The organism is Paraburkholderia sp. BR14320 (assembly GCF_040948665.1).
In the GTDB taxonomy this organism is placed as follows: domain Bacteria; phylum Pseudomonadota; class Gammaproteobacteria; order Burkholderiales; family Burkholderiaceae; genus Paraburkholderia; species Paraburkholderia youngii.
In genome coordinates this window covers 12,410-30,897 of record NZ_JBFPKG010000054.1, presented here as the reverse complement: position 1 = coordinate 30,897, position 18,488 = coordinate 12,410, and the positions used below count along the sequence as shown (strand labels likewise).

General features: G+C 66.6%; 13 protein-coding genes. 6 read left to right on the top strand and 7 right to left on the bottom strand.

Going from position 1 to position 18,488, the window contains the following annotated elements:
- Positions 1 to 94: 94 nt before the first annotated feature.
- The 5 genes from AB3X89_RS32595 to AB3X89_RS32575 form a co-directional block, all read right to left on the bottom strand.
- Positions 95 to 949 (bottom strand): potassium channel family protein, encoded by an 855-nt coding sequence (locus AB3X89_RS32595; protein ID WP_368586936.1) that lies wholly within the window; start codon positions 947 to 949, stop codon positions 95 to 97.
- Positions 950 to 1,108: 159 nt separating this feature from the next.
- The gene (gene chrA, locus AB3X89_RS32590; protein WP_368586935.1) at positions 1,109 to 2,350 is read right to left on the bottom strand and encodes a chromate efflux transporter; all 1,242 of its coding nucleotides are present in this window, start codon (positions 2,348 to 2,350) and stop codon (positions 1,109 to 1,111) included.
- A gap of 149 nt (positions 2,351 to 2,499) precedes the next feature.
- The gene (locus tag AB3X89_RS32585; RefSeq protein ID WP_368586934.1) at positions 2,500 to 3,540 is read right to left on the bottom strand and encodes a zinc-dependent alcohol dehydrogenase family protein; all 1,041 of its coding nucleotides are present in this window, start codon (positions 3,538 to 3,540) and stop codon (positions 2,500 to 2,502) included.
- A 202-nt stretch (positions 3,541 to 3,742) separates the two neighbouring features.
- Entirely contained in the window at positions 3,743 to 5,068 is a 1,326-nt protein-coding gene (locus tag AB3X89_RS32580) for an MFS transporter (RefSeq protein WP_368586933.1), read from the bottom strand.
- Positions 5,069 to 5,216: 148 nt separating this feature from the next.
- Complete coding sequence (locus tag AB3X89_RS32575) at positions 5,217 to 6,092, bottom strand: helix-turn-helix domain-containing protein (protein WP_368586932.1); 876 nt, start codon at positions 6,090 to 6,092, stop codon at positions 5,217 to 5,219.
- Between the two features lie 260 nt (positions 6,093 to 6,352).
- On the opposite strand from AB3X89_RS32575, the gene AB3X89_RS32570 reads away from it, so the two are divergent.
- Positions 6,353 to 7,369: an alcohol dehydrogenase gene (locus AB3X89_RS32570; protein WP_368586931.1), complete on the top strand. Its 1,017-nt coding sequence runs from the start codon at positions 6,353 to 6,355 to the stop codon at positions 7,367 to 7,369.
- Positions 7,370 to 7,501: 132 nt separating this feature from the next.
- Here the strand turns inward: AB3X89_RS32570 and katG are convergent, their stop codons facing one another.
- Positions 7,502 to 9,760: a catalase/peroxidase HPI gene (gene katG / locus AB3X89_RS32565; RefSeq protein ID WP_368586930.1), complete on the bottom strand. Its 2,259-nt coding sequence runs from the start codon at positions 9,758 to 9,760 to the stop codon at positions 7,502 to 7,504.
- A 557-nt stretch (positions 9,761 to 10,317) separates the two neighbouring features.
- Here katG and AB3X89_RS32560 point away from each other — a divergent pair.
- From AB3X89_RS32560 to AB3X89_RS32540, 5 genes are all read left to right on the top strand, one after another.
- Positions 10,318 to 11,562: a tyrosine-type recombinase/integrase gene (locus tag AB3X89_RS32560; protein WP_368586929.1), complete on the top strand. Its 1,245-nt coding sequence runs from the start codon at positions 10,318 to 10,320 to the stop codon at positions 11,560 to 11,562.
- 175 nt (positions 11,563 to 11,737) lie between these two features.
- Positions 11,738 to 12,385: a hypothetical protein gene (locus AB3X89_RS32555; protein ID WP_368586928.1), complete on the top strand. Its 648-nt coding sequence runs from the start codon at positions 11,738 to 11,740 to the stop codon at positions 12,383 to 12,385.
- A gap of 437 nt (positions 12,386 to 12,822) precedes the next feature.
- Positions 12,823 to 13,422 (top strand): DUF2760 domain-containing protein, encoded by a 600-nt coding sequence (locus tag AB3X89_RS32550; protein ID WP_368586927.1) that lies wholly within the window; start codon positions 12,823 to 12,825, stop codon positions 13,420 to 13,422.
- A complete protein-coding gene (locus AB3X89_RS32545) occupies positions 13,419 to 15,278 on the top strand; it encodes an Hsp70 family protein (RefSeq protein ID WP_368586926.1) in 1,860 nt (619 codons plus the stop codon). Before AB3X89_RS32550 ends, AB3X89_RS32545 begins: the two co-directional genes overlap by 4 nt.
- Positions 15,275 to 18,154 (top strand): Hsp70 family protein, encoded by a 2,880-nt coding sequence (locus tag AB3X89_RS32540; RefSeq protein WP_368586925.1) that lies wholly within the window; start codon positions 15,275 to 15,277, stop codon positions 18,152 to 18,154. The genes AB3X89_RS32545 and AB3X89_RS32540 overlap by 4 nt, the downstream gene beginning before the upstream one ends.
- A 7-nt stretch (positions 18,155 to 18,161) precedes the next feature.
- On the opposite strand, the gene AB3X89_RS32535 is transcribed toward AB3X89_RS32540, so the two are convergent.
- Complete coding sequence (locus AB3X89_RS32535) at positions 18,162 to 18,440, bottom strand: hypothetical protein (protein ID WP_368586924.1); 279 nt, start codon at positions 18,438 to 18,440, stop codon at positions 18,162 to 18,164.
- Positions 18,441 to 18,488 lie beyond the last annotated feature (48 nt).

Below are 18,488 nucleotides of genomic sequence, written 5' to 3'. Positions count from 1 at the left end.
GGCATGAAGTGCCGCGACGTCTCCAGCTTAAACACGCAATTCACGGCGGATTTGACGTACGTCAAGGCGGCCGCGGCGGTGTCGGCACGAGGAGTCATTCGCCCGTGCGCGTCACGGAGTCCGCATCGGTGTCGCTGCGTCGCGCGGCGGCGTCGAGCGTCTGCCGCAACGCCTTCAGTTCGGCGTGCAGGCGTACGATTTCATCGTTCAGATGCTTGATATCCCGATGCATCTCACGCCGCAACGCCCTCTCTTCCTTGCCGATGAATGCGGCGGCGATGCTCGCGAAGACCAGAGACAACATGCCGTAGCCAAGCAGCACGACAAATGCAGCGAACACACGCGATGCGGGCGTCGTCGGCGCGATGTCGCCATAGCCGACCGTCGCGCTGCTTTCGAACGCAAGCCACAGCCCTTCGGAGTAGGAATGCACGTGCGGTTCGAGCCAGTAAAAGCCGGCACCGGCCATCGCGAGCACGAGCGCGCCGGCGAGTAGCAGCCACATCAGACGGTTCGGCGTGACGAACTCGCGCAATGACAGCACGATGCGCAACGCGACGACGCCCATGAACGACAGCCGCAGCAGCCATTCGACCGGCTGCCACGGCGGCGTGCCGAAACCGGTGCTGAGCGCCGCGCCCAACGCGATGAGCAGATCGAGCCAGTTATTTGCGAGCAGCGTCTTTGGCCGTCTGCTCAGATGGGCCAGCCAGGTGAACGACAATGCAAAGCCAGCGAACATGCCCAGGTACAGCGTACGCGACAGGATCAGTGCAAACGGAGTGGGCACCGTCAGTTCGATGTAGAACGCGGGGATCGCGCAGAAGCTCAGCGCGCACAGCCCCCAGCGCAGGCGGCGCCATGCCCGCACGGCGCGCGGGCCGTCGTGCGCGCTTGCACCGCCCAATCCGTAGCCGCCGGGGCCGTGGTCGATCATGTGGTCCGTCATCGCGCGAATGGCTTGCGGCCTGTCGGGTTTCGCGCGATACCGTCGTGGTGCGGCAAACGCACAGAGGCCGCGCGATCATCGTTGCAGGCTAACCGACGCGTGGCTGTCAGCCTTGATGCAGATCAGTGCTTGTGAAAAAGCCGTGCGCGTTTAGCGCTGTCAAAGCGGGTGCCATACGGTTTGAGCAACGCCGGCCGCGACACACAGCACGACGACCGCAAGCGGCGGCACCTTCCAGCGCAGCAACAGCAAAAAGCCGATGCACGCGACGGCGAAATCCGTCGCCGACAACACCGCGCTAGTCCATACCGGCGAATAGAGCGCGGCGGCCAGCAGGCCGACCACCGCGGCATTGACGCCTGCAAGCGCCGCCGCCATCGCCGCGCGCGCGCGCAGCGCCTGCCACCACGGCAATGCGGCGAGCACGAGCAGCAGACCCGGCAGAAAGATGCCCACTGTCGCGAGCAGTGCGCCGCTCCAGTGTCTGGGTGGCAGCGCCATCATCCAGCCGAGAAACGCCGCGAACGTGAACAGCGGTCCGGGTACCGCCTGGGCCGCGCCATAGCCAGCCAGGAAGTCGTTGGGCGCGACCCATCCGGTCGCGACGGTTTCGCGCTGCAACAGCGGCAGCACCACGTGCCCGCCGCCGAACACGAGCGCGCCCGAGCGATAGAACGCGTCAAATACGCGCAAGCCTTGCGAGGTTCCGCTTGCCGCCCACAGCGGCAACGCGAACAGCAATGCGAAGAACACCACCAGCGCGGCGATGCCTGCCGTGCGCGACACCTGGAAATCGGCGGTCCGCAGCGCAATGGCGTGCGGCGCTTGCGTCCCCGTGGTCCGGCACAGCGCGACACCGAGCACGGCTCCGGCGCCGATCACGATCAGTTGGGCGTAGACGGTGCCAAGCACACTCAGCAATGCGAGCGATGCGAGCGCGATCGCCGCGCGGCGGCGGTCGGGACACAGACGCCGCGCCATGTCCCAAACGGCCTGCGCGACGACGGCCACCGCGACGAGTTTCAGCCCGTGGATCACACCCGTGCCGAACGCGCCGCCGAGGTCCGGCGCGATCGCGGCAAAGGCCAGCATCACGAGCACCGACGGCAGCGTGAAGCCGCACCAGGCGGCTAGGCCCCCGGCCCACCCGGCGCGCAGCAATCCGATCGAAAATCCCGCCTGGCTGCTCGCGGGGCCCGGCAGAAACTGGCATAGGCCGATCAGGTCGGTGAAGGCTTCGTCGTCGAGCCAGCGGCGCCGCTCGACGAACTCGCGCCGGAAGTAGCCGATATGAGCGATCGGGCCGCCGAAACTGGTCAGCCCGAGCTTCAGAAATGCGCTGAAAACCTCGATAACGCGGGTGAGCCGCGAGCGGCGCGGCGACGACAAATCAGTATCCATGGATGGGCGGGTCGAGCGATGCCGATTTAGCGAGGTGACGGAACCTCGGGTCGGCGACAGGGCCTCGTGTTTTGACGACGCACAGTATAGAGGTCTGCGGCGCGGCGCACGCGTGCCACGCACCATCGCCCCGGCTCGCCGCGCCCCGCCTACGACGCTTCGATCAACACCTTCAGCGCGCGCGTGCTCGACGCGCTGGAGAACGTGTCGTAAGCCGCAAGAATATCGTCGAGCCTGAACCGATGCGTGATCAGACGGGTCGGATCGATCCGCCCCGCCTTGACCGTCTTCATCAGCATCGGGGTACTGACGGTATCGACGAGACGCGTCGTGATCGCGATGTTGCGATCCCACAGCTGTTCCAGATGCAGATCGCACTTCACGCCGTGCACGCCGACGTTCGCGATCGTTCCGCCCGGCGCGACCAGTTGCTGGCAAAGCTCGAACGTCGGCGGAATGCCGACCGCTTCGATCACGCAGTCGGCGCCGACCGATTCGGTCAGCTTCAGCACTTGCGCGACCGCATCGGTATGCGCGTTGTCGACGCAAGCGGTCGCGCCGAAGCGGTGCGCGACCTCGAGCCGGTTGACATCGGGATCGATCATGATGATCTGCGCCGGCGAGTAGAACTGCGCGGTCAACAACGCCGCGAGCCCGATCGGCCCGGCGCCGACGATCGCCACCGTGCAGCCCGGCTGAACTTTGCCGTTGAGCACGCCGCATTCGAAGCCGGTCGGCAGAATGTCGGACAGCATCACGAGCGCCTCTTCGTCGAGGCCGGCCGGAATGCGGTACAAACTGCTTTGCGCATGCGGAATGCGTACGTATTCGGCCTGCGTGCCGTCGATCCGGTTACCGAGAATCCAGCCGCCCGTCGTGCAATGCGAATACATGCCGCGCCGGCAGTAGTCGCAGCGGCCGCACGAGGTGATGCACGAGATCAGCACGTGATCGCCCGCTGCGAGCCCGCTCACCGCGTCGCCGACCTGATGCACGACACCGACGCCTTCGTGGCCGAGAATGCGGCCCGGCTCGCAGGTCGGCACGTCGCCTTTGAGAATGTGCAGATCGGTGCCGCAGATCGTCGTGCGGGTGACTTTGACGATTGCATCGGTGGGCGCCGCGAGTTCGGGGATCGGCCGTTCGTCGAGCGACTTTTTGCCCGGACCGTGATAGACGAGTGCTTTCATGACGGACTTCTCCTGTGGCCGGAATGAAACACGATGCGTGGCGGCAAAGGGGTTCTCGCGTCAAACCGGTCGAGTCATGCGTCGGCTAGCGGCGGCGGGTACGCCATGCGTCACGCGCTTACATCATGCGCCCCGGCGTCGCGGGCGGCTTGATCTGCGTCAAGCACCCGGGTTCGACTGATTGCGGGCTGCTGCGTCCGAACTACGAAAACAACGCCGACACGTCGATGTCGGCCATTTTTTCGAGTTCGTCGCGGCGCGTATCGCACGCTCGCCTGATCGTCGCGCCTGGGATGATCCACACGGCCAGCGAGATGAACGCGAGACTACCGAGCGCAATGAAGGCCGTCGGGTAACCGAAGCGGCTGGCGAGCCATCCGCCGAGCAATGGACTCAGGCAGCCGCCCGCCGCTTCCACGCTTTTCACTGCGCCTTGACCGAGGTTCACCCGCCCGCTGCCATGCAACAGGTGCACGACGAGAGCCGGTATCGCGACGCTTTGCAGCCCGGAGCCCAGACCGTCGAAGATCTGCACCGGCACGATCCCCCACTCGGCCGTGATCCACGCCGCGGTCAAGCCACGCAGCGGCAGCGTGACCAGCGTCGCGAGGATGACCCACCAGAAACCCCAGCGACGGATCGCGCGGCTCGCGTAGACAGCGGCGCACAGCATCACGAGCTGGGAAATGATGATATTGGCCGCCGTGATCGCGCTGGCGTCGCTGTGGTGGGCCGCCGCCTGCGCAAGGCTGTAAAGCGGCAGCAGCGTGGAATTGCCGAGGCTGAAGGCGGCCAGCGCGAGCGCGAGCAACAGCAACGGGCGGCAGCGGATCAGCGCGCGTACGCTGTCCGCGCGCACCTCCGAGCGATCCTTGTCGTCCTCGTGCGCGAGGCCGCGCGCATAGTGCCGATGCACCGCGCGCGCGGGAATCAGCAGCACGGAGACAATGCACGCGACGCCGAACGCCGCCCCGAGCGCGAACACCCAGACGATGCCGAGCCACCAGCCGATCGCGCCGGACAAAGCCGCCGCCACGATGTTGCCGGCGTGGTTCGCCACCTGGTTGCGGCCGTACTGCCGGTCGAAGTTTCTGCGGCCGCTCATGCCGAGCGTCAGTCCCATCAGCGCGGTGCCCATGACCGAGCCCGCTACTGCCGTTGCGATCTGCGAGAGCGCGATCGGCCAGTAGCCGCGCGAGAGCCAGATCACGCACGCGGCGGCGACCGTCAGCGCGCTTGCGGCAACCACCACCGCGCGCCGATGGTAAATGGCATCGACCAGCGCGCCAGCCGGAGCCGTCACGAGCACGCTGACGATGGCCCCCAACGTCAGCACGGTGCCGATCATGTCGGGGCTCCATCCATGCGCTTGCAGATAGATGCCGAGAAAGGGTCCCGCGCCTGCCTGCACGTCGGCCGCGAAGAAGCTGACTGCCAGTAAGGGGGTGGTCGGTTTCGTGTTGTGTTCTTCCAGTTTTTGACGGGCGCGAACGATGGACTTCCATCGATCAGTCGTCCGTCCGGACATTGCGCAAGGCGATCAGCGCATATCTCGCCGGAGCATCGAGCGTGCCTGGGACTCAGTAGAAGCCCGTTGTCCATGGAGAGTGAGTGGCGTCGGATTGCTCAAGCTGACCGGCTCGGATGATCGCGCAAAAACTGAAGGCACTGCTATATCACGGCGCACGGTTTGCCGATATTGGAGGTTGCGGCAACGCATGCTTCGCAAGCAACTGCTGATGGCGCGCTTCGGTGGCCTCGTCGGCGGGGAACATGCATTCGATGCGAAGCTCCTGCGCGGCCACGTTTTGCGGTGTGCCCACGGTCGTGACCATCGAGAAATAGCGCAGCACCACGCCTTCGCTGATGAAGCCGAGTGGAATCATTGGCAGCGTCGCGGGCGTCGTGGAAGAGCCATGATGCGTCTTCCAGTCGCGCGGCACATCGGGATACGCAAGCAGTTTATCGAGTAGACGTTTCGTGTGGGTACCGACGACATGACCCACCGATTCACGATACACGCGTTGCAGCAGGCTTCGCGCGACCTGCTCCCAATCGGCCACGAACGGACGCATGCCGAGCGGATCGAAGATCAGATGCAGCATGTTGCGCGGGCCTTCGCGAGCGGCCATGTCGATGAAGCAGTCGAAAAAGCGCGGCGCCGCGTCGTTGCTCATCAGCACGTTCCAGTCGCGGTCCATCACGAGCGCCGGAAACGGTTCATGCTGACGCACGACCCGTTCTAGCGCGCGAACCACGCCGTTCATCTCCTGCGCATTCCACGGTGCTTCCGAATAGACCGGTGCGTAACCGGCGGCAAGCAGCAGCGCATTGCGTTCGCGCAGTGGCACGTCGAGAGTTTGCGCAAGCGTCAGCAGCGTGTCGCGGCCCGGCACGCTGCGCCCGCTTTCGATGAAGCTGATCTGCCGCTGCGAGAAGCCGGCCTCGAGCGACAGATCGAGCTGACTCACGCCGCGAACGTCACGCCAATAGCGCAACAGGCTACCGAGATCGCCCGGCTGCACTTTCGGATCGTGACTCGTGACGTTCATCGTATTGCCCTCCTGTTAATGGGGTGAAAAGAACTGCTTCAGCGCGTGGACGCGTGCCACGCGAATCCCGCCAACTGCGGTTCGAGCGGCGCGCCGTAGTGAAAGACTAGTGACGGCCGCGCGGCGCGCCAATTACATCGGATGTCATCGTCATCGGCCAATTGACGGCGGCTTCTTTGTGGCGACCCGCCTGGGCGCGGACTATGATGTTTGAGTTTGTTCCCCTCTTGTCCCGTTCACCACTGGAAAGGAAGAACATCATGCCCACGATGAAAGCAGTCGAAGTAAAGCAGGCCGGCGGCCCGCTCGAACTGGTCGAACGTGAAGTGCCCGAGGCGGGCGCCGGTCATGTGCGTATCAGGATTCAGGCTTGCGGCATCTGTCATAGCGATGTGATGACCAAGGACGGGCTGTGGCCGGGCCTCAATTATCCGCGCGTGCCCGGTCACGAGATCGCGGGCGTGATCGATTCGCTCGGTGCGGGTGTCGAGGGCTGGCAGCTCGGGCAGCGTGTCGGGGTCGGCTGGCACGGCGGCCATTGCGGCAAATGCGAACACTGCCGCCGCGGCGACTTCGTGCTGTGCAAGTTCGCGCTGATCCCCGGCATCAGCTACGACGGCGGCTACGCCGAATACATGGTAGCCCCGGTCGAAGCGCTCGCGCGCATTCCCGACGATCTGTCCGATGTCGATGCCGCGCCGCTGCTGTGCGCGGGCATCACGACCTTCAACGCGATACGCAATAGCGGCGCGCGCGCCGGCGACGTGGTAGCGATTCTCGGTATCGGCGGTCTCGGTCATCTCGGCGTGCAGTTCGCGCGCAAGATGGGCTTTCGCACGGTGGCGATCGCGCGCGGTCAGGACAAGGCCCCGCTCGCGCAGCAACTGGGCGCGCATCACTACATCGACAGCAAAACGGAAAACGTCGCCGAGAAGCTGCAGGCACTGGGCGGCGCGAAGCTGATCCTCGCCACGGTGACGAGCGGCAAAGCGATGACCGCCACGCTCGGCGGTCTCGGCCTGAACGGCAAGCTCGTGATGGTCGGCGTTTCCGAGGAGCCGATCGAAGTACCGATCGTGCAGTTCATCATGGGACGCAACTCGGTGCAAGGCTGGCCCTCCGGCACCTCGGCCGATTCGCAGGACACGCTCGCGTTCAGCGCGCTCACCGGCGTCAAGCCGATGATCGAGGAGTATCCGCTCGCCGAGGCGGCGCAGGCCTACGACCGGATGCTGAGCGGTCACGCGCGTTTCAGGGTGGTGTTGAAGATGGTCTGAGTGGATACCTGGGACGCAGACGAAGAAAAAACGCGATTGCCGGCATCCCGGCAATCGCGCTCGATGACTACTCAAAGCTACCTTCGAACACTGCGTCGGCGTGGCAATGAACCACGCGCCGCAGTGGCTGGATCAAGCGAGATCGAAACGATCCAGATTCATCACCTTGACCCACGCGGCAATGAAGTCGCGCACGAACTTCTCCTTACCGTCCTCGCTCGCGTAGACCTCGCTCAAGGCGCGCAGCACCGAGTTCGAGCCGAACACCAGATCGACACGGGTACCCGTCCACTTGACCTCGCCGGTCTTCGCGTCGGCGCCTTCGAACGTTTCCGCGGCCTCCGACACCGGCGTCCATTCCGTACCCATATCGAGCAGGTTACGGAAGAAGTCGTTGGTCAGCGTTTCCGGTTTGTCCGTCAGCACGCCTTCCTTGCCACCGCCCACCTTCAGCACGCGCAGGCCGCCGATCAGCGCCGTCATCTCGGGTGCCGTCAACGTCAGCAGTTGCGCCTTGTCGATCAGCAGCTTCTCCGCCTCCACCGGGAACTTGCCGCCCAGATAGTTGCGGAAGCCGTCGTGGACCGGCTCGAGCGCGCCGACCGATTGGACGTCGGTCTGATCCTGCGACGCATCCATGCGACCCGGCGAGAACGGCACCGTCACCTGCTGCCCGGCGTTCTTCGCAGCCTGCTCGATGCCGGCACTCCCCGCCAGCACGATCAGGTCGGCGAGCGAAATCTTCTTGCCGCCGGACTGCGCACCGTTGAACTCGCTCTGGATGCCTTCGAGCACCTTCAGCACCTTCGCGAGCTCGGCAGGCTGGTTGACTGCCCAGTCCTTCTGCGGCGCGAGCCGGATGCGCGCGCCGTTGGCGCCGCCGCGCTTGTCCGAGCCGCGGAACGTCGAGGCCGAGGCCCACGCGGTCGTGACCAGTTGCGACACCGATAGTCCGGACGCGAGGATCTTCTGCTTCAGCGCCGCGACGTCCTTGTCATCGACGAGCGGGTGATCGACGGCCGGGATCGGGTCCTGCCACAGCAGTTCCTCGGCCGGCACTTCCGGGCCCAGATAGCGGGCGCGCGGACCCATGTCGCGGTGCGTGAGCTTGAACCATGCGCGCGCGAACGCGTCAGCGAACTCGTCCGGGTTGTTCATGAAGCGCCGCGAGATCTTTTCGTAGATCGGGTCGAGGCGGAGCGACAGGTCGGTCGTCAGCATCGTCGGCAGCAGTTTTTTCGACGGGTCGTGCGCGTGCGGGATCGTGGGCTCTGCGCCCTTCGCAACCCACTGATTCGCGCCGGCCGGGCTCTTGGTCAGCTCCCATTCGTGGCCGAACAGGTTTTGGAAATAGCCCATGCCCCACTGCGTCGGCGTCGAGGTCCACGTGACTTCGATACCGCTCGTGATCGTGTCGCCACCCTTGCCGGTGCCGAAGCTGTTGCGCCAGCCGAGCCCCATCTCTTCGAGACCGGCACCTTCCGGTTCCGGACCGACGTTCTCGGCGGGTCCCGCGCCGTGCGTCTTGCCGAATGTGTGGCCACCGGCGATCAGCGCGACCGTTTCCTCGTCGTTCATCGCCATGCGGGCGAACGTTTCGCGGATGTCGACCGCCGCCGCGAGCGGATCGGGATTGCCGTCCGGGCCTTCCGGGTTCACGTAGATCAGGCCCATCTGCACCGCGCCGAGCGGGTTTTCGAGGTTGCGTCCGGGCGGATCGGTACGGCTCTTTTCGGTGCCGTGCAGTTCTTCGTCGGCGACCAGCACGCCTTCGTCGTCTTCCCTGCCGGCCGCGCCCTTGCCATAGCGCACATCGCCGCCGAGCCAGGTCTTTTCATTGCCCCAATAAACGTCCTGATCCGGTTCCCACGTGTCCTCGCGCCCGCCGCCGAAACCGAATGTCTTGAAACCCATCGTTTCGAGCGCGACGTTGCCGGTCAGGATCAGCAGATCGGCCCACGAAATTTTCTGGCCGTATTTCTGCTTGATCGGCCATAGCAGCCGGCGCGCCTTGTCGAGGCTCACGTTGTCCGGCCAGCTGTTGATCGGCGCGAAACGCTGCTGGCCGCGCCCTGCGCCGCCGCGGCCGTCGCCGATGCGGTAGGTGCCGGCGCTGTGCCATGCCATACGGATAAACAGCGGTCCGTAGTGGCCAAAGTCAGCGGGCCACCACGGCTGCGAATCGGTCATCAGCGCGGCGAGGTCTTTCTTGATCGCGTCGTAGTCGAGGCTCTTGAATGCCTCGGCATAGTTGAAGTCCTTGTCTAGCGGATTGGAGCGGTTCGAATGCTGGTTCAGCAGGTCGACGCGCAATTGCTTCGGCCACCAGTCTCGAATGGTTGTCCCGCCGCCGGCGGTGTGGATGAACGGGCACTTTGCTTCGTTTGACATGCGTTCTCTCCTTTGGAGGATGTCTCCGTTGTCGATCGGAGTCGGTGCAAAGCACTTTCTCCAATCCCATGCAAGGTACTTGTTATGCGTTTGTCATCCTGTCAGGCTTCCGTGGCAACTTGACGATCGAGGAACCCGACAGTCAGCCGAACGATTCGGCAGTGCACTCACGAAATCCAGGGTTGAAGGAAACGCAGCCGGAGTCCCTGACGGATAACTCCGCGGATGACTCCGGCCGACGCGCCACTCCTATTCGAATATAGGCGAGGGCAAACTTCAATAGAATTCGAATCCGGCAATGCCGGTAATAGATGGCGACTATAGCGGGCAACAATCGCGCGGCGCGCTCCATTACTGTATGCCGATCGATCGTCGCTGCGTCGAAGCTTGAGCGCGCCCCGCTGTTTTGCGCCAGGCGCGGCCGACTGTGTGATAGGGTTTCGCGTTTCGTCCGCAACAAGATGGGCGCTGTTTTCTTTTCAGGCAAACGCTTCGGACAACGCCTGAGCGGAGCAGAATGACGCCAACCGGCGTGCGCCCGAGGAGTCTCCCGCATCGTGTCCAAAGCCGTGCCGAAAGCTGCCCCGAACGCTGAGCTCGCCACCGTCCAGCCCGTCGAATCGCTCGTCGTGCCGGAACTGCTCGATGGCCGCGACGGCACCAACCGCGGCGCGGCGGAAAACTCCCAGCTATCGGCGCGCAACGACCTCGACGCCGTGCGCGCGTGGCTCTCCAATTACGCCGATACCAAGACCACCTTCGACAACTACCGCAAGGAAGCCGAGCGGCTGCTGCTATGGGCCGTCGTGCAGCTCGGCAAGCCGCTGTCGTCGCTGACGCACGAGGATCTGCTGCTGTTCAAGGCGTTCATCGCCGATCCGCAGCCGGCCGCGCGCTGGGTGTCGGCGAACGGCGGCAAGTACGCGCGCGGCGACGCGCGCTGGCGACCGTTCAACGGGCCGCTGTCGCCAGCCAGCCAGCGCCAGGCGCTGATCATCCTGAACGCGATGTTCACGTGGCTCGTCAACGCCGGCTATCTGCGCGGCAATCCGATGGCGCTGTTGCGACAGCGCGCGAAGCGCTCGGCGCCGCGCGTCACGCGCTATCTGTCGACGTCGCTGTGGGACGAAGTGAAGCTGTTCGTCGAGCAGCTGCCGCAAGATACCGATGCGCAGCGCGCGTACTACGCGCGCTGCCGCTGGCTGACCACGCTGTTCTATCTGCAAGGCATGCGCATTTCGGAGGTCGCCGGCGGGCAGATGGGCCAGTTCTTCAGAAGGCTCGGCGCCGACGGTCAGGACCAGTGGTGGCTCGAAACGCTCGGCAAGGGCGACAAGGAGCGGATCGTACCCGTGTCGGCCGAACTGGTTCAGGAACTGCGCAGCTACCGGACGCGAAATGGCCTCGCCGCGCTGCCGACCCGCGCCGAGGAAACCCCGCTCGTGCTGCCGTTCAAGGGTCGCAATCGCTGCCTGTCGCGCTCGGCGATTCACGACGCGATCAAAGGCATCTTCGCGGGCGCGGCGATGTGGTTACGCGCGCGCGGTCCCGAATTCGCCGATCGCGCCGACGAACTCGAGCGCGCGTCGGCGCACTGGCTGCGGCATACGGCGGGTTCGCATCAGGCGGACGGCGGCGTCGATCTGCGCACGATCCGCGACAATCTCGGCCACGTGTCGCTGAATACGACCAGCCTTTATCTGCACACCGAGGACGACGCGCGGCATACCGAGACCGTCAATCGGCACCGGATGAACTGGCACGACGCGAAGTCTGAAGAAGGCAATCCGGACGGCCATTAAGCGCGGATCGGGACCCCGGCTGCGCACGCGCAATGGCGCATGCGTTTTCGCCTGCGCGGTTCTCGCCTGCGCAATGACCAACGAATTTCCCCGATCGGCGATTCGTATCTCAAGATGCAAAATGCCCGGCCGTTAAAAGGGCGTCGCTCGACAAATAAACAAGACAAACCGGGGAATGAAGTTGAAAAAGATCACCGAGGCGCTGATGGCGTCGGCTGCGTGCGCGAGCTTTCTCGCGGGCTGCGTGACCAGTGGGCAAGGCCAGCTCGTCAGCGCCCCGAACCGCCCTACCGAAGTGACCGCGACTGCGTATCAGCCGTTGCCCACCGATGTGTACGTCGCCAATGTGGTCGACCGCGACGTGGTATTTGTCGGCGGCGATACGTATATATGGGTCGCCGGACGGGACGGCGTCCGGCAGCGCCAGTTCTATGCGCATGGCGATCGTCGCGCGGAGGTTTTCCATCGCCGTGAGGAACTGCGTCGTGTGATGGCGAGCCATGACGGTCATCTGCCGGGGTATCCGGGTGACGCGCGTGCGCCGCTCGTGCGCCCAGCCGGTCCCGCGCCGGCGATGGCCGCGCACGGACAGCCGCCGCGCGCCCACAGGCACGCTCCCGGGCCGGTCAGGCCCCCGCACGTAACAGCCGCGCACCGACCGCCGCACCACGCCGACATACACACCGCCGGGCCGGTCAGGCCTGCGCGCTCGATGGCCGCGCACCAACCGCCGCGCCGAGCCGACATGAAAGTCGCTGCTCCGGTCAGGCCCGCGCCGGCACCATCGGGCAAGCGGGTGCCGAAAGAGCCGAGAAAGTCGTAACGTCGCCGCCATGCGCATGATCGCGTAAGCGGCAACACTGCGCGGGGAGAGACCGGCAGGCTGGCCTGCCTCCGCCCCGCGTCAGCGCCGCCAAGCCAAAAGCCGCTCCCAAAGCACCTCCGCACACCGCCCGGCCCCCCCAACTCCCCGCCATTCCCACCCCATTGCCCGCTAGAATTGCCGGCTTTGCCCGCGTCGGGCGCGCCGCAAGGCAAAATACGGGTTTTGCGCGCGCCGCACGCGCGGCCGGCCCGGTCGCGAAGCGTCCCGGACCGTCTGGCGGCCCGGCGGTTGCATCATCATCGCCCAGGGCTCGCGCCCCGGGCCGCGCGCCGACCCGCAACATCACAGCCCCGCCCGGCCCGTCAGCTTCGCTGCCCGGCGCACGCGGCGCGGCGAGGACCGCTCGTCCTCAACAGAGCAGATCAGGAGCCTTTATGAGCGATTCGAACCCATCCTTCCTCGGCCGGATTTCGCTGGCCGTGGGCACGTTTTTCCGCATTCTCGGCAATGGCGAGTTCGCCGCCGACGTGCTGCGCCTGCGCAACGGCGAAAAATTCGGCGCGGCCCCGGCGCCCGCCCCCGCCACCGCGGCAACCCCTGCACCCGCCCCCACCCCGCAACCGAAGCCGCAACCCGCGCCGGTGCTGAAGGAGGCCACCCCCGACGCCGCGCTGCAACTGCTCGGCCTGCTGCAACGCGACGCGCGCTTCATCGATTTCGTCGAGGAAGACATCAAGGCCTATAGCGACGCCGACATCGGCGCAGCCGCGCGCCTCGTGCACGAAGGCTGCCGCGCGACGCTGCGCGAGCACTTCACGATCCGCCCGGTGCGCGACGAAGCCGAAGGCAGCCGCGTGACGCTGCCCGCGGGCTTCGACGCGAGCTCGGTGCGTCTGACCGGCAACGTGGTCGGCAGCGCGCCGTTTAGCGGCAGCATCAGCCATCGCGGCTGGCGCGTCGACGAGGTGCGTCTGCCGAAGCTCGCGGACGGCCATAACGCGAAGGTCATCGCACCGGCGGAGGTGGAGCTATGAGCGACGCACGCTATTCCATCGGCATCGACCTCGGCACCACGCACTGCGCGCTGTCCTACGTGGACACGCACGCGAGCGACGGCGAGAAAACCACCCAGGAGGTGCTGTCGATCGCCCAGCTGACGGGCCCCGGCGCAATCGACAGCCTGCCGCTGCTGCCGTCGTTCCTGTACCTGCCGCATCCCGACGAGTTGGCCTCCGGCGACCTGTACCTGCCGTGGACCGGTCAGCGCGAATTCGCAGTCGGCGAATTCGCGCGCAATCGCGGCGCCGGCACGCCGATCCGGCTCGTGTCGAGCGCGAAAAGCTGGCTGTGCCATCCGGGCGTCGACCGTCGCGCGGGCATTCTGCCGAATGACGCGCCGCCCGAAGTCACACGCGTGTCGCCGCTCGAAAGCTCGGTGCGCTATCTGACGCACCTGCGCGAAGCATGGGACCACGCGCATCCGGACGCGCCGTTCGGCGAGCAGGACGTCACGGTGACGATCCCCGCGTCGTTCGACCCGGCCGCGCGCGAACTGACCGCGGAGGCGGCCGAGGCCGCCGGCTTCAAACGCATGACGCTGCTCGAAGAGCCGCAGGCCGCGCTCTATAGCTGGATCCAGAAGAGCAGCGGCCAGTGGCGCAAGCAGGTCAAGGTCGGCGACATCATTCTCGTCGTCGACGTCGGCGGCGGCACCACCGACCTGTCGCTGATCGCGGTGATCGAGCGCGACGGCAATCTCGAACTGCATCGCGTCGCGGTCGGCGATCACATCCTGCTCGGCGGCGACAACATGGACCTCGCACTTGCGCACGTGGTCGCGCGCAAGCTCGCCGCCCAGGGCACCCAGGCCGACGCGTGGCAGCTGCGCGCGCTGACCTACGCGTGCCGCGCGGCGAAGGAAACCCTGCTCAGCGACCCCGCCACCGACACCGTGCCGCTCGTCGTGCCGAGCCGCGGCTCTAAGCTGATCGGCGGCTCGATCCGCACCGAGCTGACGCGCGCCGAACTCACGCAGACGATCCTCGATGGCTTCTTCCCGCAGGTCGACAGCGCCGCGCGTCCGGTGAGCCGCGCGCGGGTGGGTCTGACGCAGCTCGGCCTGCCCTATGCGCAGGACGCGGGCATCACGCGGCATCTGGCGGCGTTTCTCGGCCGTCAGGTCGGCGCGCTCGCCGAACTCGAAGGGCTCGGTGAAGCCGCAGCGAACGCGGCCGCGCAGAATGCGAGCTTCCTGCATCCGACCGCGGTGCTGTTCAACGGCGGCGTGTTCAAGTCGACGCTGCTGGTCGAGCGCATCATGAGCACGCTGAATGGCTGGCTCGCGGCCGAAGGCGCGGCGAGCGCGCGTCTGCTCGAAGGCGCTGACCTCGATCTGGCGGTCGCGCGTGGCGCGGCTTACTACGGCTACGTGCGTCGCGGGCGCGGTGTGCGGATTCGCGGCGGCACCGCGCGCGCGTACTACATCGCGATCGAATCGGCGATGCCGGCCGTACCCGGCCTCGAGCCGCCGGTGCAGGCGCTGTGCGTCGCGCCGTTCGGCATGGAAGAAGGCACCGACGCCGAGCTGCCCGCGCAGGAGTTCGGGCTGGTCGTCGGCGAGCCCGTGCATTTCCGCTTCTTCGGCTCGTCGGTGCGTCGTCAGGATCAGGTCGGCACGCTGCTCGAATACTGGAGCCCCGAGGAGTTGCAGGAGCTCGAGGAAATCCAGGCGACGCTGCCGGCGGCCGGCCGTACCGCCGGTGAAGTCGTGCCGGTGAAGCTGCACGCGCGCGTGACCGAAGCGGGCACGCTCGAACTCGAGGCGATCCCGCGCGGCTCCGACGAGCGCTGGAAAGTCGAATTCGACGTGCGCGGCAACCCGAATGCGTGATTGACATGAAGCGGTACAGCGTCGGCATCGATCTCGGCACCAGCAACACGGTGCTCGCGTACGCGGAAGCCGGATCGCAGCAGATCCGCGTGTTCGAGATCGAGCAGCTGGTGAGCCCCGGCGAGGTCGCCGCGCGGCCGCTGTTGCCGTCGGTGCGCTATCAGGCGGCCGACGGCGAGCTGAGCGCGGCCGATCTGCAGTTGCCGTGGTCCGCCGGTGCTCGGGCAGCGTCGGGCCAGGGCAAGGACACCGGGCAACCGGCCGTGGTCGGCCGGCTCGCGCGGCTGCTCGGCGCGCAGGTGCCGGGGCGGCTCGTCGCGAGCGCGAAAAGCTGGCTGTCGCACGCGTCGGTCGATCGCGTCGCGCCGATCCTGCCGTGGGGCGCGCCCGACGACGTGCGCAAAATCTCCCCGCTCGATGCGAGCGCGAGCTACCTCGCGCACGTGCGCGCCGCGTGGAACCAGCACTTTCCGAAGGCGCCGCTCGAACAGCAGGACGTCGTGCTGACGGTGCCCGCATCGTTCGACGAAGGCGCGCGTGCGCTGACCGTCGAAGCGGCGCGGCTCGCGGGACTGCCGTCGCTGCGGCTGCTGGAAGAGCCCCAGGCCGCGTTCTACGACTGGCTGTTCCGGCATCGCGACACGCTTGCCGATGAGTTGTCCCAGACCCGGCTCGTGCTGATTTGCGACGTCGGCGGCGGCACCACGGACCTGACGCTGATCGAAGTCGGCCTGACCGACGACGGCGAGCCGCGCCTGACACGCGTCGGTGTCGGCAATCACCTGATGCTCGGCGGCGACAACATGGACCTCGCGCTCGCGCATCTGGTCGAGGCGCGGCTGTTGGGTGGTACCGGTGGCGCTGCGCAGGCGCCACAGCGGCTGTCGGCGGCGAGCCTGTCGCAGCTGGTCGAACGATGCCGCGTCGCGAAGGAGCAGTTGCTCGGCGCGCAGGCGCCCGAGTCGGCGCCGGTCACGTTGCTCGGCGCGGGCTCGAAGCTGATCGGCGGCGCGCGCACCGCGCAGGTCACGCGCGCCGAGGTCGAGCAGATCATCGTCGATGGATTCTTTCCGCGCGTGGCCGCCGATCAGCGACCGGGCCGCCCGCGCGGCGCGATCGTCGAATTCGGCCTGCCGTACGCGACCGATGCGGCGGTCACACGGCATATCGCGGCCTTTCTCGAGCGTTTCGCCGCGCAGTCGCGCAAGGCCCTGGGCGCGGATTCCGGCGCGCCGGACGCATCCGGCACAGCCGCCCTGCCCGTTCCCGACACGCTGCTGCTCAACGGCGGCGTGTTCCGCGCCGACGCGCTGTCGCGACGTCTCGCCGACACGCTCGGCGGCTGGCGCGGCGCGCCGCTCCATGTGCTGCACAACGACAACCCCGACGTCGCGGTCGCGCGCGGCGCGGTCGCCTATACGCTCGCGCGCGCGGGATTCGCGCCGAAAATCGGCGGCGGTTCGCCGCGCAGCTATTTTCTGTTGCTCGACGAAACGCCTGCCGGCAAAGACGTCACCGAGCCGGACGCAGCGCCCGCGCAACGCGGCATCTGTCTGCTGCCGCGCGGCACCGAGGAAGGTCACGAGATTCTGATCGAGGATCGCACGTTCGCGCTGCGGCTCGGGCATCCGGTGCGCTTTCACCTGGTGTCGTCGAGCGCGGACACCGCGTATCAGCCTGGCGAGCTGGTCGACCTCGCGGGCGGCGACTTCGTGCGCCTGCCGCCGATCGCGACGATCGTCCAGCCACGCGACGGCCAGCGCGCCCGCGAAACCGCGGTGCGCATCGCGACGTCGCTGACCGAGGTCGGCACGCTCGACGTCCATTGCATCGAGCTGGACGATCCGTCGCAACGCTGGCTGCTCGAGTTCCAGCTGCGCCATGGCGACGCGCAAGTTGACCTGTCCGCCGATGGCGCGCCGCAACGCCACCCCGCGCTCGATCGCGCGATCGAACTGATCGATCGTTGCTTCGGCGCCCGCGCGCATAACGTCGACCCGAAGGAAATCAAACGCCTGCGCGCGCAGCTCGAACATCTGCTCGGCCCGCGCGATGGCTGGAATAGCGCATTGCTGCGCGAACTGTTCGGCGCGCTGTGGGAACGCGCGCGGCGCCGGCGCCGCTCGGCCGATCACGAGCGGCTGTGGCTGAATCTGGCCGGCTATTGCGTGCGGCCCGGCTTCGGCTATCCGCTCGACGAATGGCGCGTCGAGCAACTGTGGACGCTGTTCGACGACGGCATTCAATACGTGACCGACAGCCAGGTGTGGTCCGAATGGTGGACGTTGTGGCGCCGCGCGGCCGGCGGTCTCGGCGAAGACGCGCAACTGCGTGTGCTCGACGCGATGGACTATCTGCAGAAGGCCGCGCAATCGCGTCACAAGCTGCCGTTCGATGTCGCGAAGACCGGCTTTGCCGATATGGTGCGTCTGTCCGCATCGCTCGAACGGATTCCGGCGGGACGCAAGATCGAACTCGGCGAGGCGGTGCTCACGCGCCTGAAAAAGCCCGCGGAAAACCATCAAAGCTGGTGGGCGGTCGGACGGATCGGCGCGCGCCAGCCGTTCTACGGCAGCGCGCACAGCGTCGTGCCGCCCGACGTCGCCGCGCAATGGCTCGACGCAATCCTCGCGCTCGACTGGAAGAAGGTCGACCCGGCCGCGTTCGCGGCCGTGCAGATCGCTCGCATGACCGGCGATCGCTCGCGCGACCTGGCCGACGAATTGCGCGCGAGCGTCGTGCGACGCCTCGAAGCGGCGAGCGCGCCGCGCGCCTGGATCACGATGGTCAGCGAAGTCGTCGCGCTCGATAACGCCGACGAAGGTCGCGTGTTCGGCGAATCGCTGCCGGTGGGGTTGAAGCTGATCGGCGGCTAGAGAGCGGCTAGAGCGTTTGGCATGACGCGAAGCTCAGCACCGCTCGCGCCGCGTCCGGATTGCCACGATCCTCGAGGCTTTCCGCGAGCAGCGCGCGAAAGACCGGCAGTTCGTCCTTGCCGTATTTGAGGCCAAAATCGCACAGTACTTCGGCGATCGCCGCTTGCTGGCTGTCGGCGCCCAGCGTGCTCGAAATGTGCGAGCTGCCGCGCGCCAATTCGAGCAGGTAGGTCGAGCGGTAACGGTTCTTTTCGGCCTGTCGGCCGGATCTGGGTCCACGGGGCATCGTAATTTTTGTCTGCCATTGTCGAACCCGCTATCTATCAGCCGAAGC

Excerpts from the sequence above, each read along its gene's own strand:
- AB3X89_RS32545 (WP_368586926.1), top strand. The coding sequence starts at position 13,419 with ATGAGCGACGCACGCTATTCCATCGGCATCGACCTCGGCACCACGCAC.
- AB3X89_RS32535 (WP_368586924.1), bottom strand. The coding sequence starts at position 18,440 with ATGCCCCGTGGACCCAGATCCGGCCGACAGGCCGAAAAGAACCGTTAC.
- AB3X89_RS32570 (WP_368586931.1), top strand. The coding sequence starts at position 6,353 with ATGCCCACGATGAAAGCAGTCGAAGTAAAGCAGGCCGGCGGCCCGCTC.
- AB3X89_RS32550 (WP_368586927.1), top strand. The coding sequence starts at position 12,823 with ATGAGCGATTCGAACCCATCCTTCCTCGGCCGGATTTCGCTGGCCGTG.
- AB3X89_RS32580 (WP_368586933.1), bottom strand. The coding sequence starts at position 5,068 with ATGTCCGGACGGACGACTGATCGATGGAAGTCCATCGTTCGCGCCCGT.
- AB3X89_RS32555 (WP_368586928.1), top strand. The coding sequence starts at position 11,738 with ATGAAGTTGAAAAAGATCACCGAGGCGCTGATGGCGTCGGCTGCGTGC.
- katG (WP_368586930.1), bottom strand. The coding sequence starts at position 9,760 with ATGTCAAACGAAGCAAAGTGCCCGTTCATCCACACCGCCGGCGGCGGG.
- chrA (WP_368586935.1), bottom strand. The coding sequence starts at position 2,350 with ATGGATACTGATTTGTCGTCGCCGCGCCGCTCGCGGCTCACCCGCGTT.
- AB3X89_RS32575 (WP_368586932.1), bottom strand. The coding sequence starts at position 6,092 with ATGAACGTCACGAGTCACGATCCGAAAGTGCAGCCGGGCGATCTCGGT.
- AB3X89_RS32595 (WP_368586936.1), bottom strand. The coding sequence starts at position 949 with ATGACGGACCACATGATCGACCACGGCCCCGGCGGCTACGGATTGGGC.
- AB3X89_RS32585 (WP_368586934.1), bottom strand. The coding sequence starts at position 3,540 with ATGAAAGCACTCGTCTATCACGGTCCGGGCAAAAAGTCGCTCGACGAA.